General features: G+C 41.3%; 15 protein-coding genes. 5 read left to right on the top strand and 10 right to left on the bottom strand.

Annotated features, from left to right (window positions below; all coding sequences use genetic code 11):
• Nucleotides 1-263: 263 nt before the first annotated feature.
• The 4 genes from AAEY93_RS04060 to AAEY93_RS04045 all read left to right on the top strand — a co-directional run bounded on the left by AAEY93_RS04060 (nucleotide 264) and on the right by AAEY93_RS04045 (nucleotide 3,986).
• A complete protein-coding gene (locus AAEY93_RS04060) occupies nucleotides 264-2,231 on the top strand; it encodes a heme lyase CcmF/NrfE family subunit (protein WP_233768619.1) in 1,968 nt (655 codons plus the stop codon).
• Nucleotides 2,228-2,665 (top strand): cytochrome c-type biogenesis protein, encoded by a 438-nt coding sequence (locus AAEY93_RS04055; protein ID WP_124012504.1) that lies wholly within the window; start codon nucleotides 2,228-2,230, stop codon nucleotides 2,663-2,665. The genes AAEY93_RS04060 and AAEY93_RS04055 overlap by 4 nt, the downstream gene beginning before the upstream one ends.
• Nucleotides 2,658-3,242, top strand: a complete 585-nt coding sequence (locus AAEY93_RS04050) for a TlpA family protein disulfide reductase (RefSeq protein WP_124012505.1) — start codon at nucleotides 2,658-2,660, stop codon at nucleotides 3,240-3,242. Before AAEY93_RS04055 ends, AAEY93_RS04050 begins: the two co-directional genes overlap by 8 nt.
• A 165-nt stretch (nucleotides 3,243-3,407) precedes the next feature.
• Entirely contained in the window at nucleotides 3,408-3,986 is a 579-nt protein-coding gene (locus tag AAEY93_RS04045; RefSeq protein ID WP_124012506.1) for a nucleoside triphosphate pyrophosphohydrolase family protein, read from the top strand.
• A 94-nt stretch (nucleotides 3,987-4,080) separates the two neighbouring features.
• On the opposite strand, the gene AAEY93_RS04040 is transcribed toward AAEY93_RS04045, so the two are convergent.
• The 4 genes from AAEY93_RS04040 to uvrD all read right to left on the bottom strand — a co-directional run bounded on the left by AAEY93_RS04040 (nucleotide 4,081) and on the right by uvrD (nucleotide 9,329).
• A complete protein-coding gene (locus AAEY93_RS04040; RefSeq protein WP_124012507.1) occupies nucleotides 4,081-5,097 on the bottom strand; it encodes a hypothetical protein in 1,017 nt (338 codons plus the stop codon).
• Between the two features lie 154 nt (nucleotides 5,098-5,251).
• The gene (locus AAEY93_RS04035) at nucleotides 5,252-6,172 is read right to left on the bottom strand and encodes an alpha/beta hydrolase (protein WP_124012508.1); all 921 of its coding nucleotides are present in this window, start codon (nucleotides 6,170-6,172) and stop codon (nucleotides 5,252-5,254) included.
• A 63-nt stretch (nucleotides 6,173-6,235) separates the two neighbouring features.
• On the bottom strand, nucleotides 6,236-7,108 hold the full coding sequence (ubiA, locus tag AAEY93_RS04030; protein ID WP_351075176.1) for a 4-hydroxybenzoate octaprenyltransferase: 873 nt from the start codon (nucleotides 7,106-7,108) through the stop codon (nucleotides 6,236-6,238).
• A 37-nt stretch (nucleotides 7,109-7,145) separates the two neighbouring features.
• Entirely contained in the window at nucleotides 7,146-9,329 is a 2,184-nt protein-coding gene (gene uvrD, locus AAEY93_RS04025) for a DNA helicase II (protein ID WP_101034028.1), read from the bottom strand.
• Between the two features lie 433 nt (nucleotides 9,330-9,762).
• Here uvrD and AAEY93_RS04020 point away from each other — a divergent pair, with 433 nt between their 5' ends.
• A complete protein-coding gene (locus AAEY93_RS04020) occupies nucleotides 9,763-10,644 on the top strand; it encodes a LysR family transcriptional regulator (RefSeq protein ID WP_124012510.1) in 882 nt (293 codons plus the stop codon).
• Nucleotides 10,645-10,682: 38 nt separating this feature from the next.
• Here the strand turns inward: AAEY93_RS04020 and AAEY93_RS04015 are convergent, their stop codons facing one another.
• The 6 genes from AAEY93_RS04015 to AAEY93_RS03990 form a co-directional block, all read right to left on the bottom strand.
• Nucleotides 10,683-11,267 carry a hypothetical protein gene (locus AAEY93_RS04015; RefSeq protein ID WP_233768618.1) on the bottom strand — a complete coding sequence of 195 codons (585 nt, stop codon included), beginning with the start codon at nucleotides 11,265-11,267 and terminating at the stop codon, nucleotides 10,683-10,685.
• Nucleotides 11,268-11,338: 71 nt separating this feature from the next.
• Nucleotides 11,339-13,513 (bottom strand): LruC domain-containing protein, encoded by a 2,175-nt coding sequence (locus AAEY93_RS04010; RefSeq protein WP_351075091.1) that lies wholly within the window; start codon nucleotides 13,511-13,513, stop codon nucleotides 11,339-11,341.
• Nucleotides 13,514-13,726: 213 nt separating this feature from the next.
• Nucleotides 13,727-14,776, bottom strand: a complete 1,050-nt coding sequence (locus AAEY93_RS04005; RefSeq protein WP_124012511.1) for a glycosyltransferase family 4 protein — start codon at nucleotides 14,774-14,776, stop codon at nucleotides 13,727-13,729.
• 105 nt (nucleotides 14,777-14,881) lie between these two features.
• Nucleotides 14,882-15,820 (bottom strand): SPFH domain-containing protein, encoded by a 939-nt coding sequence (locus tag AAEY93_RS04000; protein WP_124012512.1) that lies wholly within the window; start codon nucleotides 15,818-15,820, stop codon nucleotides 14,882-14,884.
• The gene (locus AAEY93_RS03995; RefSeq protein ID WP_124012513.1) at nucleotides 15,820-16,749 is read right to left on the bottom strand and encodes an SPFH domain-containing protein; all 930 of its coding nucleotides are present in this window, start codon (nucleotides 16,747-16,749) and stop codon (nucleotides 15,820-15,822) included. Before AAEY93_RS03995 ends, AAEY93_RS04000 begins: the two co-directional genes overlap by 1 nt.
• Nucleotides 16,750-16,851: 102 nt before the next feature.
• Entirely contained in the window at nucleotides 16,852-17,313 is a 462-nt protein-coding gene (locus tag AAEY93_RS03990) for an NfeD family protein (RefSeq protein WP_124012514.1), read from the bottom strand.
• Nucleotides 17,314-17,762: the final 449 nt, after the last annotated feature.

Here is a 17,762-nt window from a genome sequence, read left to right as displayed (position 1 = left end):
TAGATTATTTTTTATATAAAAATACCGATTTTTTAGCTATAAAAAAATCTAAAAATATATTTGTTAATATAAAAAACTCTCATCTTAAAATAATTGAAATACGAATAAGATCAGCCTCACAGAAAATAAACATCAACAAAGATAATGTTTATTTAACTTTATTCATTAAGTTTTTTAATTATCAAATTTCACGACTCAATGAGTAAAAACCAATGAGTAAAAATTAACTACATACATGATTAATATAACTAGGTATATATAAGATGATCCCAGAAATTGGACATTTACTGATAATCATAGCCACAAGCCTTTCATTATTATTGGCCACCATTCCATTATTCGGGTTATATAAAGGCAACCGATATTTAATCAGCTATTACCGTCCATTAAGTAATATGATGTTATTAGCCTTTATGGCTGCAGTTACCTGCCTAACGCTTAGCTTTATCTGTAATGACTTCTCTGTTGCTTATGTGGCGAACCACTCTAATACTCAACTGGCCACCTTCTATAAAATTGCCGCAGTTTGGGGAAGCCATGAAGGTTCAATGCTTTTCTGGGTCAGTGCCATTGCATTTTGGACGGCATTAATCGCCAATAGAAAGACAGAGAATAATGAAGCGTTTTTTGTCCGTACCGTATCGGTATTAGCCTTGGTCATTTTGGGTTTTAGTTTATTTATCATTTTCACATCAAACCCCTTTGTTAGGCTTCTACCGAACTTTCCAATTGAAGGCCGAGACTTAAATCCAATATTACAAAACATCGGTTTAATTATTCACCCACCGCTATTGTTCCTCGGTTATGTCGGCTTAACGGTTTGCTTTGCAAGTTCAGTATCCGCATTGCTCGGAAAACAATTCACCCAACAACAAGCACAATATATGCGCCCTTGGGCTATTATGGCGTGGGTGTTTCTAACCGGTGGCAATGCGTTTGGTTCGTGGTGGGCTTATAACGAACTTGGCTGGGGTGGTTGGTGGTTTTGGGATCCTGTAGAAAATGCCTCGTTTATTCCATGGCTTGTGGCGACAGCTTTAGTGCATTCAGTAACCATGACTCAGCGCTTAGGGCAATGTAAAAAATTCACGCTATTCTTAGCGATATTGGCTTTTTCACTTAGCTTACTTGGCACCTTTATCGTTCGCTCTGGCGTTGTACAATCTGTGCATGCCTTTGCTGCTGATCCCACCCGTGGTATGTCAATTCTCTTTCTGCTTGTGGTGTTATCTGGTGGAGCTTTAGCGTTATTTGCAAGCCGTATTTCTTATATAACTGCAGAAGACAGGTTCAGTCCTTTTTCCAAAAACACACTTATATTGCTTGGTAACCTCTTATTGGTGGTAGCTGGTCTGTCGGTGCTACTAGGCAGCTACTACCCAATTATTTATAACGTCATCACTAACAACACAATCTCAGTCGGCGCACCTTATTTCAACAGTATTTTTGTGCCCATTATTTTCATCCTGAGTTTCCTGATGGGATTAGCACCTTTGATAAGTTGGCAACAAGAAAAATTATCCAGCTTAAAACGCCCACTGCTTTTGCTATTCGTTTGTGTTGCACTAGTGATACTTATCAGTGTCAATACAGAGCGTACTAATGCATGGTTTTTCTTTGGCTTACTGGCCACTATATGGATTATAGCTTGCACTTGCCTCGCGATGTATCAGCTCCTTAAAAGTAAAACAAAAACCACTCAATCATACCGCTTTTTTGGCATGTGCTTAGCGCACTTTGGCATTGCAATAGCAATTCTTGCGGGTACTGTTGTCTCTCATTTTGAACAAGAAGAAGTCCTAAGTATGGGGCCAGGTCAAGGCAGAGAGTTGGCCGGATATATCTTTGTATTTGAGCAAACCCAGCAGATAACGGCAACAAGCTTTGATGCCCTGCAAGCCAATATCCGTATTATGGATTTAGACGAAAAAACCGTGGGTTATGTTTATCCTCAACGTCAAACCTTTAAAACTAATGGCATGCAAACCACTGCCGCTAGTGTTTACTCTACGGCGTTTCAAGATTTATATGTATCAATGGGCACCAAGTTAAATGAGACTGAATACTTAATCCGTATCAGCTATAAACCTATGGTGAGCTGGCTTTGGATTGGCGCGATATTAATGATGTTTGGCGGTTTTTTTATCGTATTAACAAGCCGCTATCACCAACCCACCACACAGTTAAAGACTTTACCATCCACTTACACTTTACAGGAACTCATCTCATGAATTTAAGAGTCATGATGATAACAATATTACTGTGTGTGTTCATTCCGTCAGTACTCGCTGATACCGCAATGTATAGCCCAGAAGAAAAGCGCAAATTGGGTTTTGAGATTGCCCAAGAGCTTCGCTGCCCTTCTTCTGATAATCGCAGTCTTTTTGACTCACAAACACAAATTGCTAATGAGTTGAAAGGCCACATTTTTAAACAATTAGATGAAGGTCAATCTAAACAGCAAATCATTGATTTTATGGTGGCACGCTTTGGTGAAAGGATCCGTTATAACCCAAGCATCAATAGCGGCACATTCGCACTATGGCTCATACCTTTTATGTTGATTATTCTGTCCATTGTCGGCGGTATTAGCTGGGTAATGACACAACACAAACGGCAATCAGCTAACGAAAAATCTGTAATAGACGAGAAAAATTATGAATAAATTGCTTCCTTTAACACTGTTAATCCTTACCGCCAGTATTCATTTAAATGCACCTGCGTCACCTGTGGATGTTAGAGTCTATAAAACCGGCGACCCTATTGAAAAACCTCTGGTAATGTCGCGCTTTGTTGAACTGCATCATGCTAGAAAGATTGCTGATATACACTTTATGGATCAACAGAAAAATAAGGTAGATTTGCAGCAATATCACGGCAAGTTAGTGATGGTAAATTTATGGGCAACATGGTGCGCCCCCTGTGCTAAAGAAATACCGGCTATGCAGGAAATACAGCAACGAAATAAAGACAAAGATTTTGTCCTTTTACCAATATCAATCGATGAAGATACCAATGCAATTGCTCCTTTCTTTAAAGCGCACGGTATTACAGGCTATGAAACATGGCTAGACCCTGAAAAAAACATCGACTACATCATGCCTGCAGATTTAATCCCAGCCAGCTTCATTCTGGATGGAAAAGGCAATCTTGTTGGTTTTGTTCGTGGTTATATTGATTGGACAGACGACGACATACAGCCTTATTTAGATAGACTTATTGCTAAGTACACCAAACTGTAATTTCATAGTTCAAGGTGATTTTCAACTACTGTCCAATCCCGACTTCTCTAGGGCGGTTCTTTTTATCTCAACAACGGCAGACCGAAGGTCGCCGTTTTCCTTGTAGATTCCGCCTTAATTCATTACCATTATCACCATTTTTTCAATTTTTAGGCTTATTTTATAATGAAGTTATCTGTTTTAGACCAATCCATTTTTAACCATTTATATCGCGACATTTTTGAGTTTCGCAGCACTTTTGATTTACCGGTTAATGACAGTGCTAGCCTAGACGACAAAGCAGATACCTTACACACATCATTAATTATTGAAGAAATGACCGAGCTTGCTGAAGCCGACTCTCGCATCGAACAAGCCGATGCGATTGTTGACTCTGTTTATGTGTTAATGGGCCGTTTAGTGCACTTAGGTGCGTCTCAGGTAAGCGATCGCCTTGAGATCAGTTACCTTATCGATTTATTGCTCAACGTCGCTAAAAACCGTCAAATTGATTTTATTCAATGCTGGGATGAAGTGCACTCAAGCAACATGAGTAAAGTATGCCGCAACCACAAAGAACTCGACGAAACCATTGCCCATTACGCTAAACAAGGTGTCGAGATTGTCGGTAGCACTAAAGGTGAGTTTATTATTGCTAAGTGCGCTAAAGACGTCGAAATGGCAGGTAAAGTTGTGCGCCAAGGCAAAGTATTAAAGTCAGTTTATTATCGCCCTGCAGACTTAACCAAACTAGTACGAAACTAATCAACAAATCAACGACTGGGTTTTCACTTGGTAGTACTGATTGACTCATAAAAAATGCGCTTTTATCAGCGCATTTTTTATGAGCTTTTTATGACTACGCGGCCACTGAGACTTTATTATTAAGCGCCTGAATTAGCAGCTGTGGCTCATCCACACTCAAATGTATCGTAATCATGGGTTCGGGTAACTGGCCCATACCACCATGATAAATGACCGGATGGTTTAAGGTAATAGTGACATTACTCTGCCCACGGCCAATAATAATGGTTTCTGGCTCATCTTTATTTAATTCAGTTGATTCTTGAGCAGCGACACTGGCAATATCGGCAATGTTCACCACCATAAATCCCCACAATGAATTATTGATCACTAAGTTATCTCTGATTAAATACAAAGAGTAATAACGCGATAGCCGATGGTTAGCCACGATAGACATCAAGGTATAGGCAATAATGCTCGAGACAATAATCGCCACCCATTCGCTCCATGAAACCAGTAATAAATAACTGCTACAAGATGCGGTAATACAACCAAATAGCATAAGCCACACATGCCAGCGCGTTGCACTGTTGAGGTTAATATTAGCGATGGCCACCGGATGATGACGTGAAAACCAAGGGATTGAATAAAACCAGTTAGTCGCTTCACTGGCCATAATAAGTGCGATAGTTAAGCTTTTTTCATCGCCATCCCGATACGTTTCTACCGCCCCGACTCTAGGATCGCCCTTAAGCTTTCGCACCTTAATCAAGCCACGAACAACACTCACCACCAAGTACAATTCAATGACCAGCAATACCGCAATAATCGGATAACGTAACCATGCAATAAACTCAAAATAGTGCGCGACTTCGGCAGGGAAACTTAACCGAGCAACCAAGCTGCTTAGACTGAAAATGACAATCAGTTTCCACAGTTTCTGAGCACCCATTTTAATAATGCAGTACCAGTAGCTCAAAGGCAGTAATACAAAATACAATGCACAAATAAGGTATAACGACCGCTTGTCAGCTTCACTCGTTAACGACTCTGGCGTCCACTGAACGCCTATTACAAAGCTAAACACCATTAAGGCTAAAAAGACTAACCGATACTTAACCGTGGCTCTCATTAAATACTTATCCCTGTAGATGTTATTAACCCACGCCATATCATTATTCTGAATATAAACGAGATGATACAAGTCGTTAACATATCAGCAAACATTAGTTTCACTGCTATTGATTGGCGTGAAAATTGTTACTAAAAATTGCCGTAAATGGGGATCACGAAAAATTGCGCTTGAACAGCCAAGTTAAACCATGAATCGCGGTAGTAGGAAAAGCCATCGAATGATCGGCCTCGGGGATCACCAATAGTTTCAGTTGTAATGTGCCGGTTTGAGCAGATGGGTGAGATTGGAGTATTTGATAAAAAGCCTCAGCATCTGCAACCATCTGATGACCATCATGGGTATAAGGTGGTTTCTCTAATTCACCAATGCCAATAAACACCTCGGCAGATATTGCTGGTGTTTGACTAAAACGCTGAGCAAACTGCTGCAACAATTGTTTATTGTCGAACCATAGAGATGGGCTACCCAACACGTAATACGCAAATAGCGTTGGCTGTTCTAATAAAATATGTGCGCCGAGTAACCCGCCTAACGAATTACCCACAAAGGTATTTTGTTGTGTGTCGACTCGATAGTTTTTTTCAATAAAGGGCATAACAACCTGGCTGATAAAGGCAACGTGCCGCTTGGCCTCACCAGTGGGTAGTTTCCAACTCGCATCGTGACTTGGGGTATAGTCGCGGATCCTACTCGCCGAACCTTTGCTCGGCCTCTGATAGCCTATGGCGACTAAAATAGCTTGTTGCATCATGTTGCTGTTCATTGGAAATCGCGTCGCACCAGACACCACTTGCAAGCTATACATGGAGTCCGTCATATAGACTACAGGGTAATGATGAGTACGATTGTTGCGGTAATCTTTAGGTAGTTTGATCATCACTTGATAGTGGCGATCGCCATCGTTAAGCACAAATTGGCGGGTACGAGGAATAGTGACTACTGCAGCTGTGGAATGCACATCGACAGCGTTGCTTGGTAAGCCAGCCAGTAAAGCATCATTGTTCGCGGACTCACTGGCTAGGGATAACCAACAACATATTATCGCACCGATTAACCAAGGAGTTGTTTTCATTCATGCATCCCTGCCCTATGGTAATAAACCATTAACTCAATTCCATTTCATGCTTTGTCGTGATTATACCGCTGCAGAAATAACATAGTCAGCACTTAGCGCGATAAACAAAACCATACCTGCCCAGTTGTTGTTTAAAAAAGCCTTAAAACATGGCGCACGTTCATGACCATAAATTAACCCTTGCTGATACACAGCAAACGCAACAAAGCTGATAATGCCCAAGCCATAAATCACTCCACGCTCAGCCATCAATCCCGCCATCACAAAACACCCTAGGGCGGCAAGTTGAAATAAGCCGATAATCTGCCTATCGTAACGGCCAAATAAAATGGCGGTTGATTTAATGCCCACTTTTAAATCATCGTCGCGATCGACGATGGCATACATGGTGTCGTAAGCCACCGTCCAGCACCAATTAGCCATAAATAACCACCAAGCTTCAGCGGGGACTTCGCCGAGTTGAGCGGCATAAGCCATCGGAATAGACCAGCTCCATACAATGCCCAAAAACATTTGCGGCATATTGGTAATCCGTTTCATAAACGGATACATCACAGTTAACGCAATGCCAACGACAGATAGCTGCACTACCAGTGGATTGAGCCATAAGACTAAGCTAAATGCGGCGAGCCCCAACACAACAAACAACCCTAGGGCTTCTTTGGCGCTGACCACACCCGACACCAACGGCCGCATACTGGTACGTTCGACATGGGCATCTAAGTTACGATCGGCAAAGTCATTAATAATGCAACCATTAGCACGCATAATCACCACACCGACAATAAATATCAGCAATACCTTAATGTCTGGCATACCTTGAGCCGCTAACACCAGCGCCATTAAACACGGCCACAGTAGAAGTAAGGTGCCAATGGGTCTATCGATCCGCATTAATCGTGCATATGCATGCAGCTTGTCTTGCAATCGCATTGGTGTCATCTCTCCATGATTTAGCAAACGCAACAGATTAGCAACGCTCTAGTTTTGCTAACGACACCAACAGCCATTTGCTGCCGAAATCGACAAACTCAACCTGAACACGCCCTTTTTCACCTGAGCCTTCAAAGTTAATCACCTTGCCTTCACCAAACTTAAAGTGCTTCACTTTAGAGCCAACTCGATAACCGGTATCATTAAAACCATTCGGTTTAGTGGTAACCGTCGCAGGGCGAGCAGGAAAACGCTTGCTAATCGATGGCTTCACCTGAGCACGGATACGAATTTGTTCAACAAACTTTTCAGGAATTTCGTTAATAAACCGTGATGGGCTAGCATAATCTTCACGGCCATAAATACGACGCGACTCCGCATAACTGATGTACAGTTTTTGCATTGCACGGGTCATACCGACATAACACAAACGGCGCTCTTCATCTAACCGGTCGCCTTCATCCAGAGCCATTTTACTCGGGAATAATCCTTCCTCTACGCCCGCCATAAACACCATTGGGAACTCAAGTCCCTTGGCCGAATGTAAGGTCATCAACTGCACTGCATCGGTAAAGGCATCCGCTTGGCCTTCGCCAGCTTCTAGTGCGGCATGGGATAAAAAGGCATTAAGCTCGCCTATGTCTTCAAGCTCTTCAGGCATTTCAAAACTGCGGGCAGCGGTAACGAGTTCGTTTAAGTTTTCAATTCGCGCTTGGGCTTTCTCGCCTTTTTCAGCCTCGTACATAGTACGCAAGCCTGAACGATCAATCACATTATCAGTCATGGTATACAGCACCATATCTGCAGTATCCGTTCGCATCGAGATGATCAGTTCCATAAAGCCATTTATGGCATTAGCTGCACGCCCAGCGAGTACTTTTTCTTCGACCAAACGCACACAGGCTTGCCAAAGTGTTAGCTCATGCTGTCTTGCGGTTGAGCGTACAATGTCCAACGTTCGATCGCCAATACCACGAGCTGGGGTATTGACCACACGTTCGAATGCGGCATCATCATCTTTGTTATTGATAAGACGCATATAGCCCATCGCATCTTTAATTTCTTGACGCTCGAAGAAGCGCAAGCCACCGTAAATACGATACGCTAACCCTTTATGTAAAAAGGCTTCCTCTAATACTCGCGATTGCGCATTTGAACGATATAGAATGGCGCACTCGCTCAAACTGCCGCCTTTTTCATGCCACTCGCTAATGCGACTGACAATGAACTTGGCTTCGTCCATCTCATTAAAGGCGCAATAGACTGAAATGGGCTCGCCATCTTTATCTTCAGTCCATAACTCTTTGCCTAAACGATCAGGATTATTGGCAATCACAGAGTTAGAAGCGTTCAAAATATTCGCTGTTGAACGGTAATTTTGTTCTAACCGAATCGTTTTAGCCTCAGAAAAGTCTTTTAAGAAACGATGTAAGTTTTCAATTTGCGCGCCACGCCAACCATAAATGGATTGGTCATCATCACCGACAATCATCACATTGGCTGTTTTACCGGCTAACACACGGATCCACGCGTATTGAATCGCGTTGGTATCTTGAAACTCATCAACTAAAATATGACGGAAGCGCTCTTGATAATGGGTCAGTAAATGCGGTTTATTAAGCCATAACTCATGCGCACGTAATAAGATTTCCGCAAAGTCGACCAAACCGGCACGATCGCAAGACTCTTGGTAAATCTTATAAATGTTGAGTAAGTTTTGCTCAATCGGAAAGCTGCCTGCATCAATATGCTTAGGGCGAAGACCTTGATCTTTCTTACCATTAATATAGCCTTGGGCCTGACGAGGAGGATACTGCTTCTCGTCTAAATTAAGGCTTTTAAGAATGCGTTTGAGTAAACGCAACTGGTCGTCTGAATCAATAATCTGGAAGCTTTGTGGTAAATTGGCATCTTGATAATGAGTGCGCAATAACCGGTGAGCTAAACCATGGAAGGTGCCTATCCACATCCGCCCCATGTTAGTGCCCACGACCTTCTCCACCCGTTCACGCATTTCTGCTGCGGCTTTATTGGTGAAGGTGACTGCCAAAATAGAATATGGACTTTGTTGTTCAACTTGCATTAACCACGCAATACGATGGGTTAATACACGGGTTTTACCACTGCCGGCACCCGCTAACACCAACATATTTGAAAGTGGTGCGCCGACTGCCTCACGCTGCTTATCGTTTAGGCCGTCTAATAATGATGATACGTCCATTTTTCCTCCCAGAAATCTGCGAGGCATTATATCTTAAATAGCGAGATAATGGCGTGCAATACTTCACCTATTTTATATCAACAATTCCCCTAACAAGAGAGATAACCTACTCACTAAGGTAATATCAAAGTCACTAAAATCACTTACTTGTGATGATCTAACTGCTTTAATGAGAGCCTAAATTGACAAAAGAGCAAGCAAAAATTATTATACAAAATAAAGTAATTAATTAATTTTAGCCTTGAGTAAGGGACCTAATAGTTGATTAATCATTAAATTCATCGCTAAACAAACTGAATTAAGTTTGTTATTTGTGGCGAATAAGGCTCGCGAGCATGCCTGCTTATTATCAATATATTCAATGTCATTAATACTCAAAATTCCATTTGAAAAGCATTTATTACCCACAGTTTAAGCTGTATAGGTTGCCATATTGAATATAAAAGATTTAGAACTATTCATTGCTGTAGCAAAGTTAGGCAGTTTTTCTAAAGCTGCAAAATCTTTAGATACTCGCAGAGCATTAGTCAGTCGTCGTATTGGTGATATGGAAAAACAGCTTGGTGCGCCGCTATTTACCCGCACGACAAGAGTCATGACATTAACCTCAGCGGGTCGACAGTATCTTGTTCAAATCGAACCTTTAGTTAATCAATTCAATCATGCTAGTGATGTGTTCAAACATCGCCATGATGAAGTTCAAGGCAAATTACGCATTGGTTTACTGCCTTTTGTTGACAAGCTTATGGATAAATATATTGCTAATTTTATTCATGATTATCCACAAGTACAGTTAGAAGTGTTTGTTGTGCAGGGGCAAATCCAAGACCTAAAGCGCTTAGATCTAGATTGCATGCTCAATGTCAGTGATGACAGCAAAGGCAATCTTTGCGCAAAAAAACTGATGACCTTTGAACGAAAAATGTATGCCAGCAACCTTTATCTTGAACAATCATCGGTAATTGAGACCATTGATGATTTACATTACCACTCATTATTGGGGTATCGCTCTGCAGAGGGGGTATTAGAAGATAAATGGATATTTCCACATGCAGAGATTAGCAGCAACCATAAAATTATTTGCAGTGATTACAACTCCTTGTATCATTTTTGTTTAGGTGGTGCAGGCATTAGCTTATTGCCTCAGATCATTGCGGCCGAGGCCGTTGAAAGTCAGCAATTAATTAATGTATTACCTGAACTCAGTGCCGGATTCAAAGACATTAATATCATTTACCCGACAGATAGTTGTTTATCCGCTGTTGCCAAAGTCTTTGTTGAATATATGATTAATGCTGTCGCATTGGCTGAATAATCATGACTTGGCTTAATCCTAAGCAACAAGTCAAGATACTAGTTTATGGCTAACTGCTGCCCTGCACTGTCTGACGAATATTGCCATTGTTGGTATTGCGGTGCGCTGCCATCATAAAACCACACCACCGCCATTAGATTCCGTTGATGATTTGCTACAAGTAATTGTTCATTCAATTGGCCATTATTAAGCGCCCCACGTAACAAACACGACTCATAATTAACCGTAATTATCTGATTTTGTTGTTGATAATCATCACATAATGAAAAATATCCTCGCTGACTTGTAGCAAGATCCACCTGCACTAAAAGAGTAAAAGCCGCTTGTAAATCATAATCAGGATCAACGACTAAGTCATCGAGTGAAGTAGGATCCACAACAGGAATAACTATCGGCGTGGTTGGTATCGTAGTTGCTGGTGGTGTGGTGATCGGTGTAGTGATTGTCGTTGGCGGCGTGACTGACGCTTTAGAAGAGTCATCATCTCCACCACCTCCGCCACAAGCGGTCAGCAGAGCTAAAGTAGATAGACTCGCACCAGTGACAATTAACCCGCGACTTTGTTGCAGGGCCATCTTGATCTGTTGCTTAATATGCAGGGTAACAGTTGAAGTAAATCTCATATTAGTTCGCCTTCTATTTATTAGTATCATTGTTCAGTATTTTATTTTTACGTTGCATTACAGCGTCACAACTAGTCTTTAAAAATTAACTCGCTATCTGCATTGATATACCAATAAGGGTTACTATTACCGCTAGCATCGGCAGCAAAATCAACAAACTCCACATAGGTATGATCAAGTCGTTGTAGTTCAATGGGGTGTTTCCATGTGTCAGGTACTTCAATTGCCCAACTCATTCCATTTTGATCTTGAAAGTATTGTCCTAGTGCAACATTAGACGCATCGTCACGTTGACCTAAAAAGGCTGGATTAAATAAATCGGTGGGGAGTTTATTTTTTAAATGAACTTCAAGAGATCGGCCGGGATTTTTGCCGCCATTAATATTTTTAGCAGCTAAACCATGGTCAGTATTGGGTGTCGCAAAAATAAACGGATCATAAGGAAAATCAGGCATTAAGGCTTCATCAACCGCATTCACAAAGGGCACCGTCATTTGCCAGTTGGCACGATAACTGGTACCGCAACCAAGTTCAGTACGGAAATATTCACAACCATTGCCTTTAGTTGCATGTTTCCATAAATCGTCACTCAGCACCATAACTGCATTAGTTTGCCCCGCTTCTAAAGGCGAGTGAGTTTGTTTCTGTCCTTGTACCGTCCACTCAATAGCTGACTCTTGTACATTATTTCGTGCTATACCGGGTAATTGAATAGCAAAACCATTGTGGTACCAAGCTCCCATAGCAACAAGTTGTGCGTTAAAGCCAACACGCCGCACTTGGTTATCTTTAACAAATTGGGTGATCCTGAGCTGCATAACGACATCGTTCATATCAAAGTCGCCTTGGTCGGGATACAAATCTTCATAAGCTAACGTCGTAAAACCTGAAGATGATGGGTAGTAAGTCATGGTGATACCCGTTTCGGTAACGGTAATAGGATAATCTTCAACTTCGCCGTCACTGACACCACCTGTAGGTAAAATATCAGCGACTGAACTTAATCGAAAACGTGACCAAGTTGGACCCGCTTTAGCCCAATTAGGCACTGATATTAGCAATGTATGGGAACCTGCACTTACAGATTGACCTGAGACGATGCGATCTTCTTCATCAAACTGGCCATCTTGTGCCCAATCAATCCAAGCATTTAAAAAACCTGCTTTTCCTTGTGTAGTCACCAGCAAAATGGCATCTTCACCAATTTCAAATCCAGTTGGCATACTGATGCCATCTTCATCATCAATACCATCACTCACATCGTCTGAAAGCGGATCTGGATAACCGTCTGATTCACTATCATTGAGTAACCCTAAAGCCATTGATCCATCAATGCCATGGCGCGCACCATTATCAGTCATAAGAGTGCCATAACTCACTGGTGCATCACCAAAATCTACCGCATCCCCAACAGGAACCTCTGCTAATGCACATCGCGCACCGTCATTGGATGTTGAAGATGGGCCATATGAAAATAGTTCTGCACTGGGTTGCGGCTGTTCAACATTGACCTTATAAACATTTCCGTTGCCATTATTACTGATATACAAATTACCTTGTGGATCAAAAAACTGGGCGCCAAAGGTAAAGTTACTATCTGAAGTAATCACTATGCCTAAGCTTTCATGCCCTCCTGTTGAAGGATCTATTGAAATTAATTCACCTGATTTGCCATTAGTCACGGCATATAAAAAGCCATTGTTTGGGTGAAATGCAAAATCGGTAATATTGTAATTGGCCATTGATTGACTGCCAGCCACCAAATCCATGGTTAATGGGACAACATTTAAATCTACCCGAAATAAACCGACTTTTTTCCTATATCCGTACCAGACGTTTTCAGTTAACGCGACATCGCCAACATAAAAATTGCCTGCAGCAGTTGCGGCAGAATCTTTAATTAATGTCAAAGGTTGAGCCTGATAGTCAGCACCTATCCGGGCCAACGTTTGATGTTGATAATCCCAGCCATAAAGGTAATTGTCGTTATAACTAAAACCCGTACCATTTAAGGCGGCATCAATGCCCATATTGCTGGATAAGGTAAGGTAGCTACCGGTTCCGAGATCGACACCATATACAATAGGCTTAGATGCTGGCGTTTGGATAATAAACGCTTCGTTTGGGCAGGCTTCAAAAGGTTCACTTGCTTGTGCAGCACTCGACATAGCTAATGTCAAAGCACCTAACGTAAAGCCTCTATAAAGGGGATAACGAGATAACATGTTAGAAAAAAGTAAATTCATATTGGTGTTCCCATCTTTCACTTATCGTAATTAATAGTAAGCAAATAACAAGCCAACATTTTAGCTGTTATATTTCAAAAACTTACATTAAATCTCGAATTGCAAATTGCAAAATAAATGCAAATTGAAAATGATTAACACATGCGAGAGGCCAAACTGAACTTATTCGGTAATATTTTAGATTTATGCTGGGAGGCGATTAAAAACATCAGATTACATCAATGCATTAATCATATTAAGCCATTGATGTTGTAATTGCTGCCATTGGGTATGACGCCATAATGCTAACGTTTCAGAGTCAGTCAGGGGGGCTGGATCGGTTTGCCACTGTTGTAAAAACCTATGAATAGCTTGTTGAATGGCTTCAGCATTAGCGTGTTCAATCGTTATGCAAGCTGGACCGAGATCTCGCTGAAAATGAGAGACTAATTGATCTCCTAAACCATCTACAGAAGTCGATATTATCCATTTAGCCATGGAACTGGCTTCAATAAACACCAATCCAAAGGGTTCCCATCGTGATGGGATAATTACCGCATCACATTGGCTTAAAAAAGCAGGAACGTCATTAATGCATCCAACAATACTAACGTGAGGTAAATGCGATGCTAGCGCCTCTAGTTGTGCTAATTGAGGTCCTTCACCGCCGAGTATTAATTGACAACTGTGGACTGGAATATTCGCCATAGCTTGCAGTAACACATCAAAACCTTTCTGATGATGAAACCGGCCATATGCGGCGATAATAGGTATTCTTGGCGCAGTAATATTGTCGGGCGTTGAAAGATTATTTGAAACCATGGGAACAAATGCACTCAAGTCACGACCCTGTCCTAGCAATGCTATCGACTCCGGCTTGATTAAATGATGAGTGAGCATCCATTGTTGTTGCGAGGTTGAAATGGCAATAACAGTATCCATTAAGGCATAAGTCCATTTCAGCATACGATAAAAACGTTTCGTAGAAACAATTTGCTCATTAACAAAATGTTGGCTGTAATGATGCTCTTGAAGTAAAAAAGGCGTGCGAGGATATTGTAACTTTAAACAAATTAAGCCAATGAGTTTGCGCCAATTTGATGCCCCATGAAAACAAATAATATCAGCGTCTGTGCGAACTCGAGTCGGAACAGTTAAATCAAGATATCGCACCTCAAAATCACATTGTTTTGCTAATAATGGAGAATGGCATAACGCCTGTAACGCAAAATTAACGCCACCCATTTCAGCATCATCGACACAATGTAAAATTTTTAGTCGCATCCAAACCCTTTTGGTTAATTTAGTTCAACCCTGAGTTAAACCCTTTTATGATAAATGCTAAGTGGATCGAAATAATCATCGATCCACTTTGACGATATATCAATATTAAGGTTTATCTTCTTTTAAACCAATACTTTCCATCCAGTACTCAAAATTTACTAAATTACCAGGTAACACAACACGGCTATCAGGTTTACTTAAGCCATCAAGTTGTTTCATATATTGCTCACCGAGTTGCATACGCAATGCACTTTGACCACCTTCAGATGAAATAACCACCGCTAATCGTTCTATTGACTCGGATGTTGCTTTGGCTAAGGTCAGAATTTCTTGAGCTTTACCTTCTGCCTCATTAATGCGCCGCTGCATTTCACCTTCTGAGCGGTTAATGGTTTCCGCCATAACACCTTCTGAGCGATTAATTTTGCTCTGCTTATCACCTTCACTTTTGGCTAATAATGCCCGGCGTTCACGCTCGGCATTCACCTGCATTTCCATGGCATTTTTAACCGTTTCAGGTGGGGTAATATTTTTAATCTCATAGCGGTGCACTCGAATGCCCCACATAGAGCCTGCTTCATCGAGTACTTCAACCACTTTGGCAGAAATCACATCACGCTCTTCAAAAGTGCGATCTAAATCTAAGGTACCAATCACAGAACGTGTGGTGGTTTGAGCTAGCTGAATGGCAGCATAACGGTAATCGGTAATCCCATAACTGGCTTTAACGGGATCGATAACCGAAATATAGATGACCCCGTCCACTTCCACATTCACTTCATCACTGGAGAAACATTCTTGCGGCGGTACATCAATGGTCTCTTCCTTTAAATCGTGGATGTAAGCCACTTTATCAAAGAAGGGGATCAGTGCATGAAAGCCTGCATCTAAAGTACTGTGATATTTCCCTAGACGTTCAACAATATAAGCCGATTTTGTCGGTACAAGACAGATAGACTTAAATAATTTCAGCACAAAAATAGCAAAAATAACACCCCAAATTGCCATTACAATAAGATCAGTATCAATTCCGTTAATCGACATTAGCGCGCTCCTTTGGCTGATGAATTTGATACCGCATGAGTCACTTGCTCCATACCTTCAAAAAAGCCTTCTAACTTGGCCATTTCTGCAGGAACAACCGACACTTGAGCCTCAGAGAGGATCTTACCGACTTGGCCAATAAACTGCTCTTTAAGCAACATATTCATCGCATCATTACCGCCATTCACCGTTAAGGCTTTACAGATCATTTCCATGGCTTCAGCCTTAGCGGTAGCAATAATCGAGATTTCTTGACCTGTACCTAAAGCTTCATTAATGCGCTTCTGTTTTTGGCCTTCCGATAAATTAATCGCTTCTTGACGTTCGCCTTGCGACATATTGATCATTGCCGCTTTTTCAGCATTGGCTAAGGTGATCTCTGCACGCTTTCGACGCTCTGCTTCCATTTGTTTTTCAAGGGTGTGAATAACCTTCTGCGAAGGTGAGATATTTTTAATCTCATAGCGTAATACTTTGATCCCCCAAGGATCAGAGGCTTTATCAATCTCACGCACAATTGATTCGTTTAAACTGTCACGTTCTGAAAACGTTTGTGACAAGGTCAGCTTACCAATTTCTGAACGCATGGTTGTTTGCGCTAAGTTAACCGCCGCGCGGCGATAGTTTTCAATACCATAGCTAGCCAGCTTCCCGTCCATCACTTTAAGATAGACTAAACCGTCGACTTCCAATTGGGTATTATCTTTTGAAATACAACTTTGGGGTGGAACATCAAGCACTTCTTCACGTGTGTCGTGTCGATAAGCGACGCGATCGACAAAAGGAATAAGAAAATGAAACCCCGGGTTGAGCACGCTACGAAACTTACCTAAACGCTCAATCACATGAACTTCACGCATTGGTACAATTAACATGAGTTTGAACAAAATAAACATTACGAATAAAAAAACGATTGTTAACACAAACATATCTACTTCCTTTTAATCTGACTTTCCTAGATAACGCTTAACAGTCATCACGACACAATAATCTAAATTTATAACATTAACATTTTAGATAACAATAAATAGCTATACCGGATCAATGATAGGTTCAACAACAAACGCAATATTTTCCCGACAAATGATCCTTACTTGGGTACCCTCTTTTATCACAGTACCATCTCCTAAAGCCGTCCACTCAGAACCCAAGCAGCTAATTCGACCTGTCTGTTGGCCTGGGCCAATGTCTTGCTTCACGATAGCGACTTGATTGTAGAGATCCACTTCTTCATCGGTATTATCCACATGAGAATCTCCCCCCACCAAACGTTGAGTCACATGACGAAAACTCAGCAACAGCACCATCGAGGCCATAAACCATAGTGTCATGCTTTGCACCAAGCCATCGATAATACCAACAGCCAGTGCTGATGCGACGATAACGCATGCCGCACCTAATAAGATAACAATGCCACCCGGAATAATGATTTCTGATAGCATCAATAACAGTCCAAGTACTAGCCAGACTGCGATTGGATTGGCAATCTCCATATTCTCCCCCATAAAATGACAATGTCTGTAGATTGACTATAACAGCTTTATTTATTAATGCGACATATTATGTCAAACAAGTCAGCTAATATAAACGTGATAAACGATTCATCAATTTACCTTTTCCTCGAAAATGAGCTGCCGCTAACAAGGTCAGTATTTCTGCTGAGTCACACCTTATTTATAACGACTATACGATTGATATAACATAACAGCACAAACTAATAGTCATTATGTGTAACATCAAATTAACAGTATGAATACCTGTCACATGATTATATCGATGATGAAAACAATGAAATCGTCACATTCTTGCCAGTTTTAATTGTGCTTTATCAAAATATTGAATATATTGCGCCCCATTGTGCACGATCGGGAATAATAGATCATAAAATTACCCTCGGTCGATCTAAAACTTACTCTTAAACTGTCAAAACTGGTGTATCTGG

The sequence above is a fragment of the Shewanella sp. CAL98-MNA-CIBAN-0140 genome (assembly GCF_040309905.1).
GTDB classification, from domain to species: Bacteria; Pseudomonadota; Gammaproteobacteria; order Enterobacterales; family Shewanellaceae; genus Shewanella; species Shewanella psychromarinicola.
This window is presented reverse-complemented; position numbering and strand designations above follow the sequence as displayed.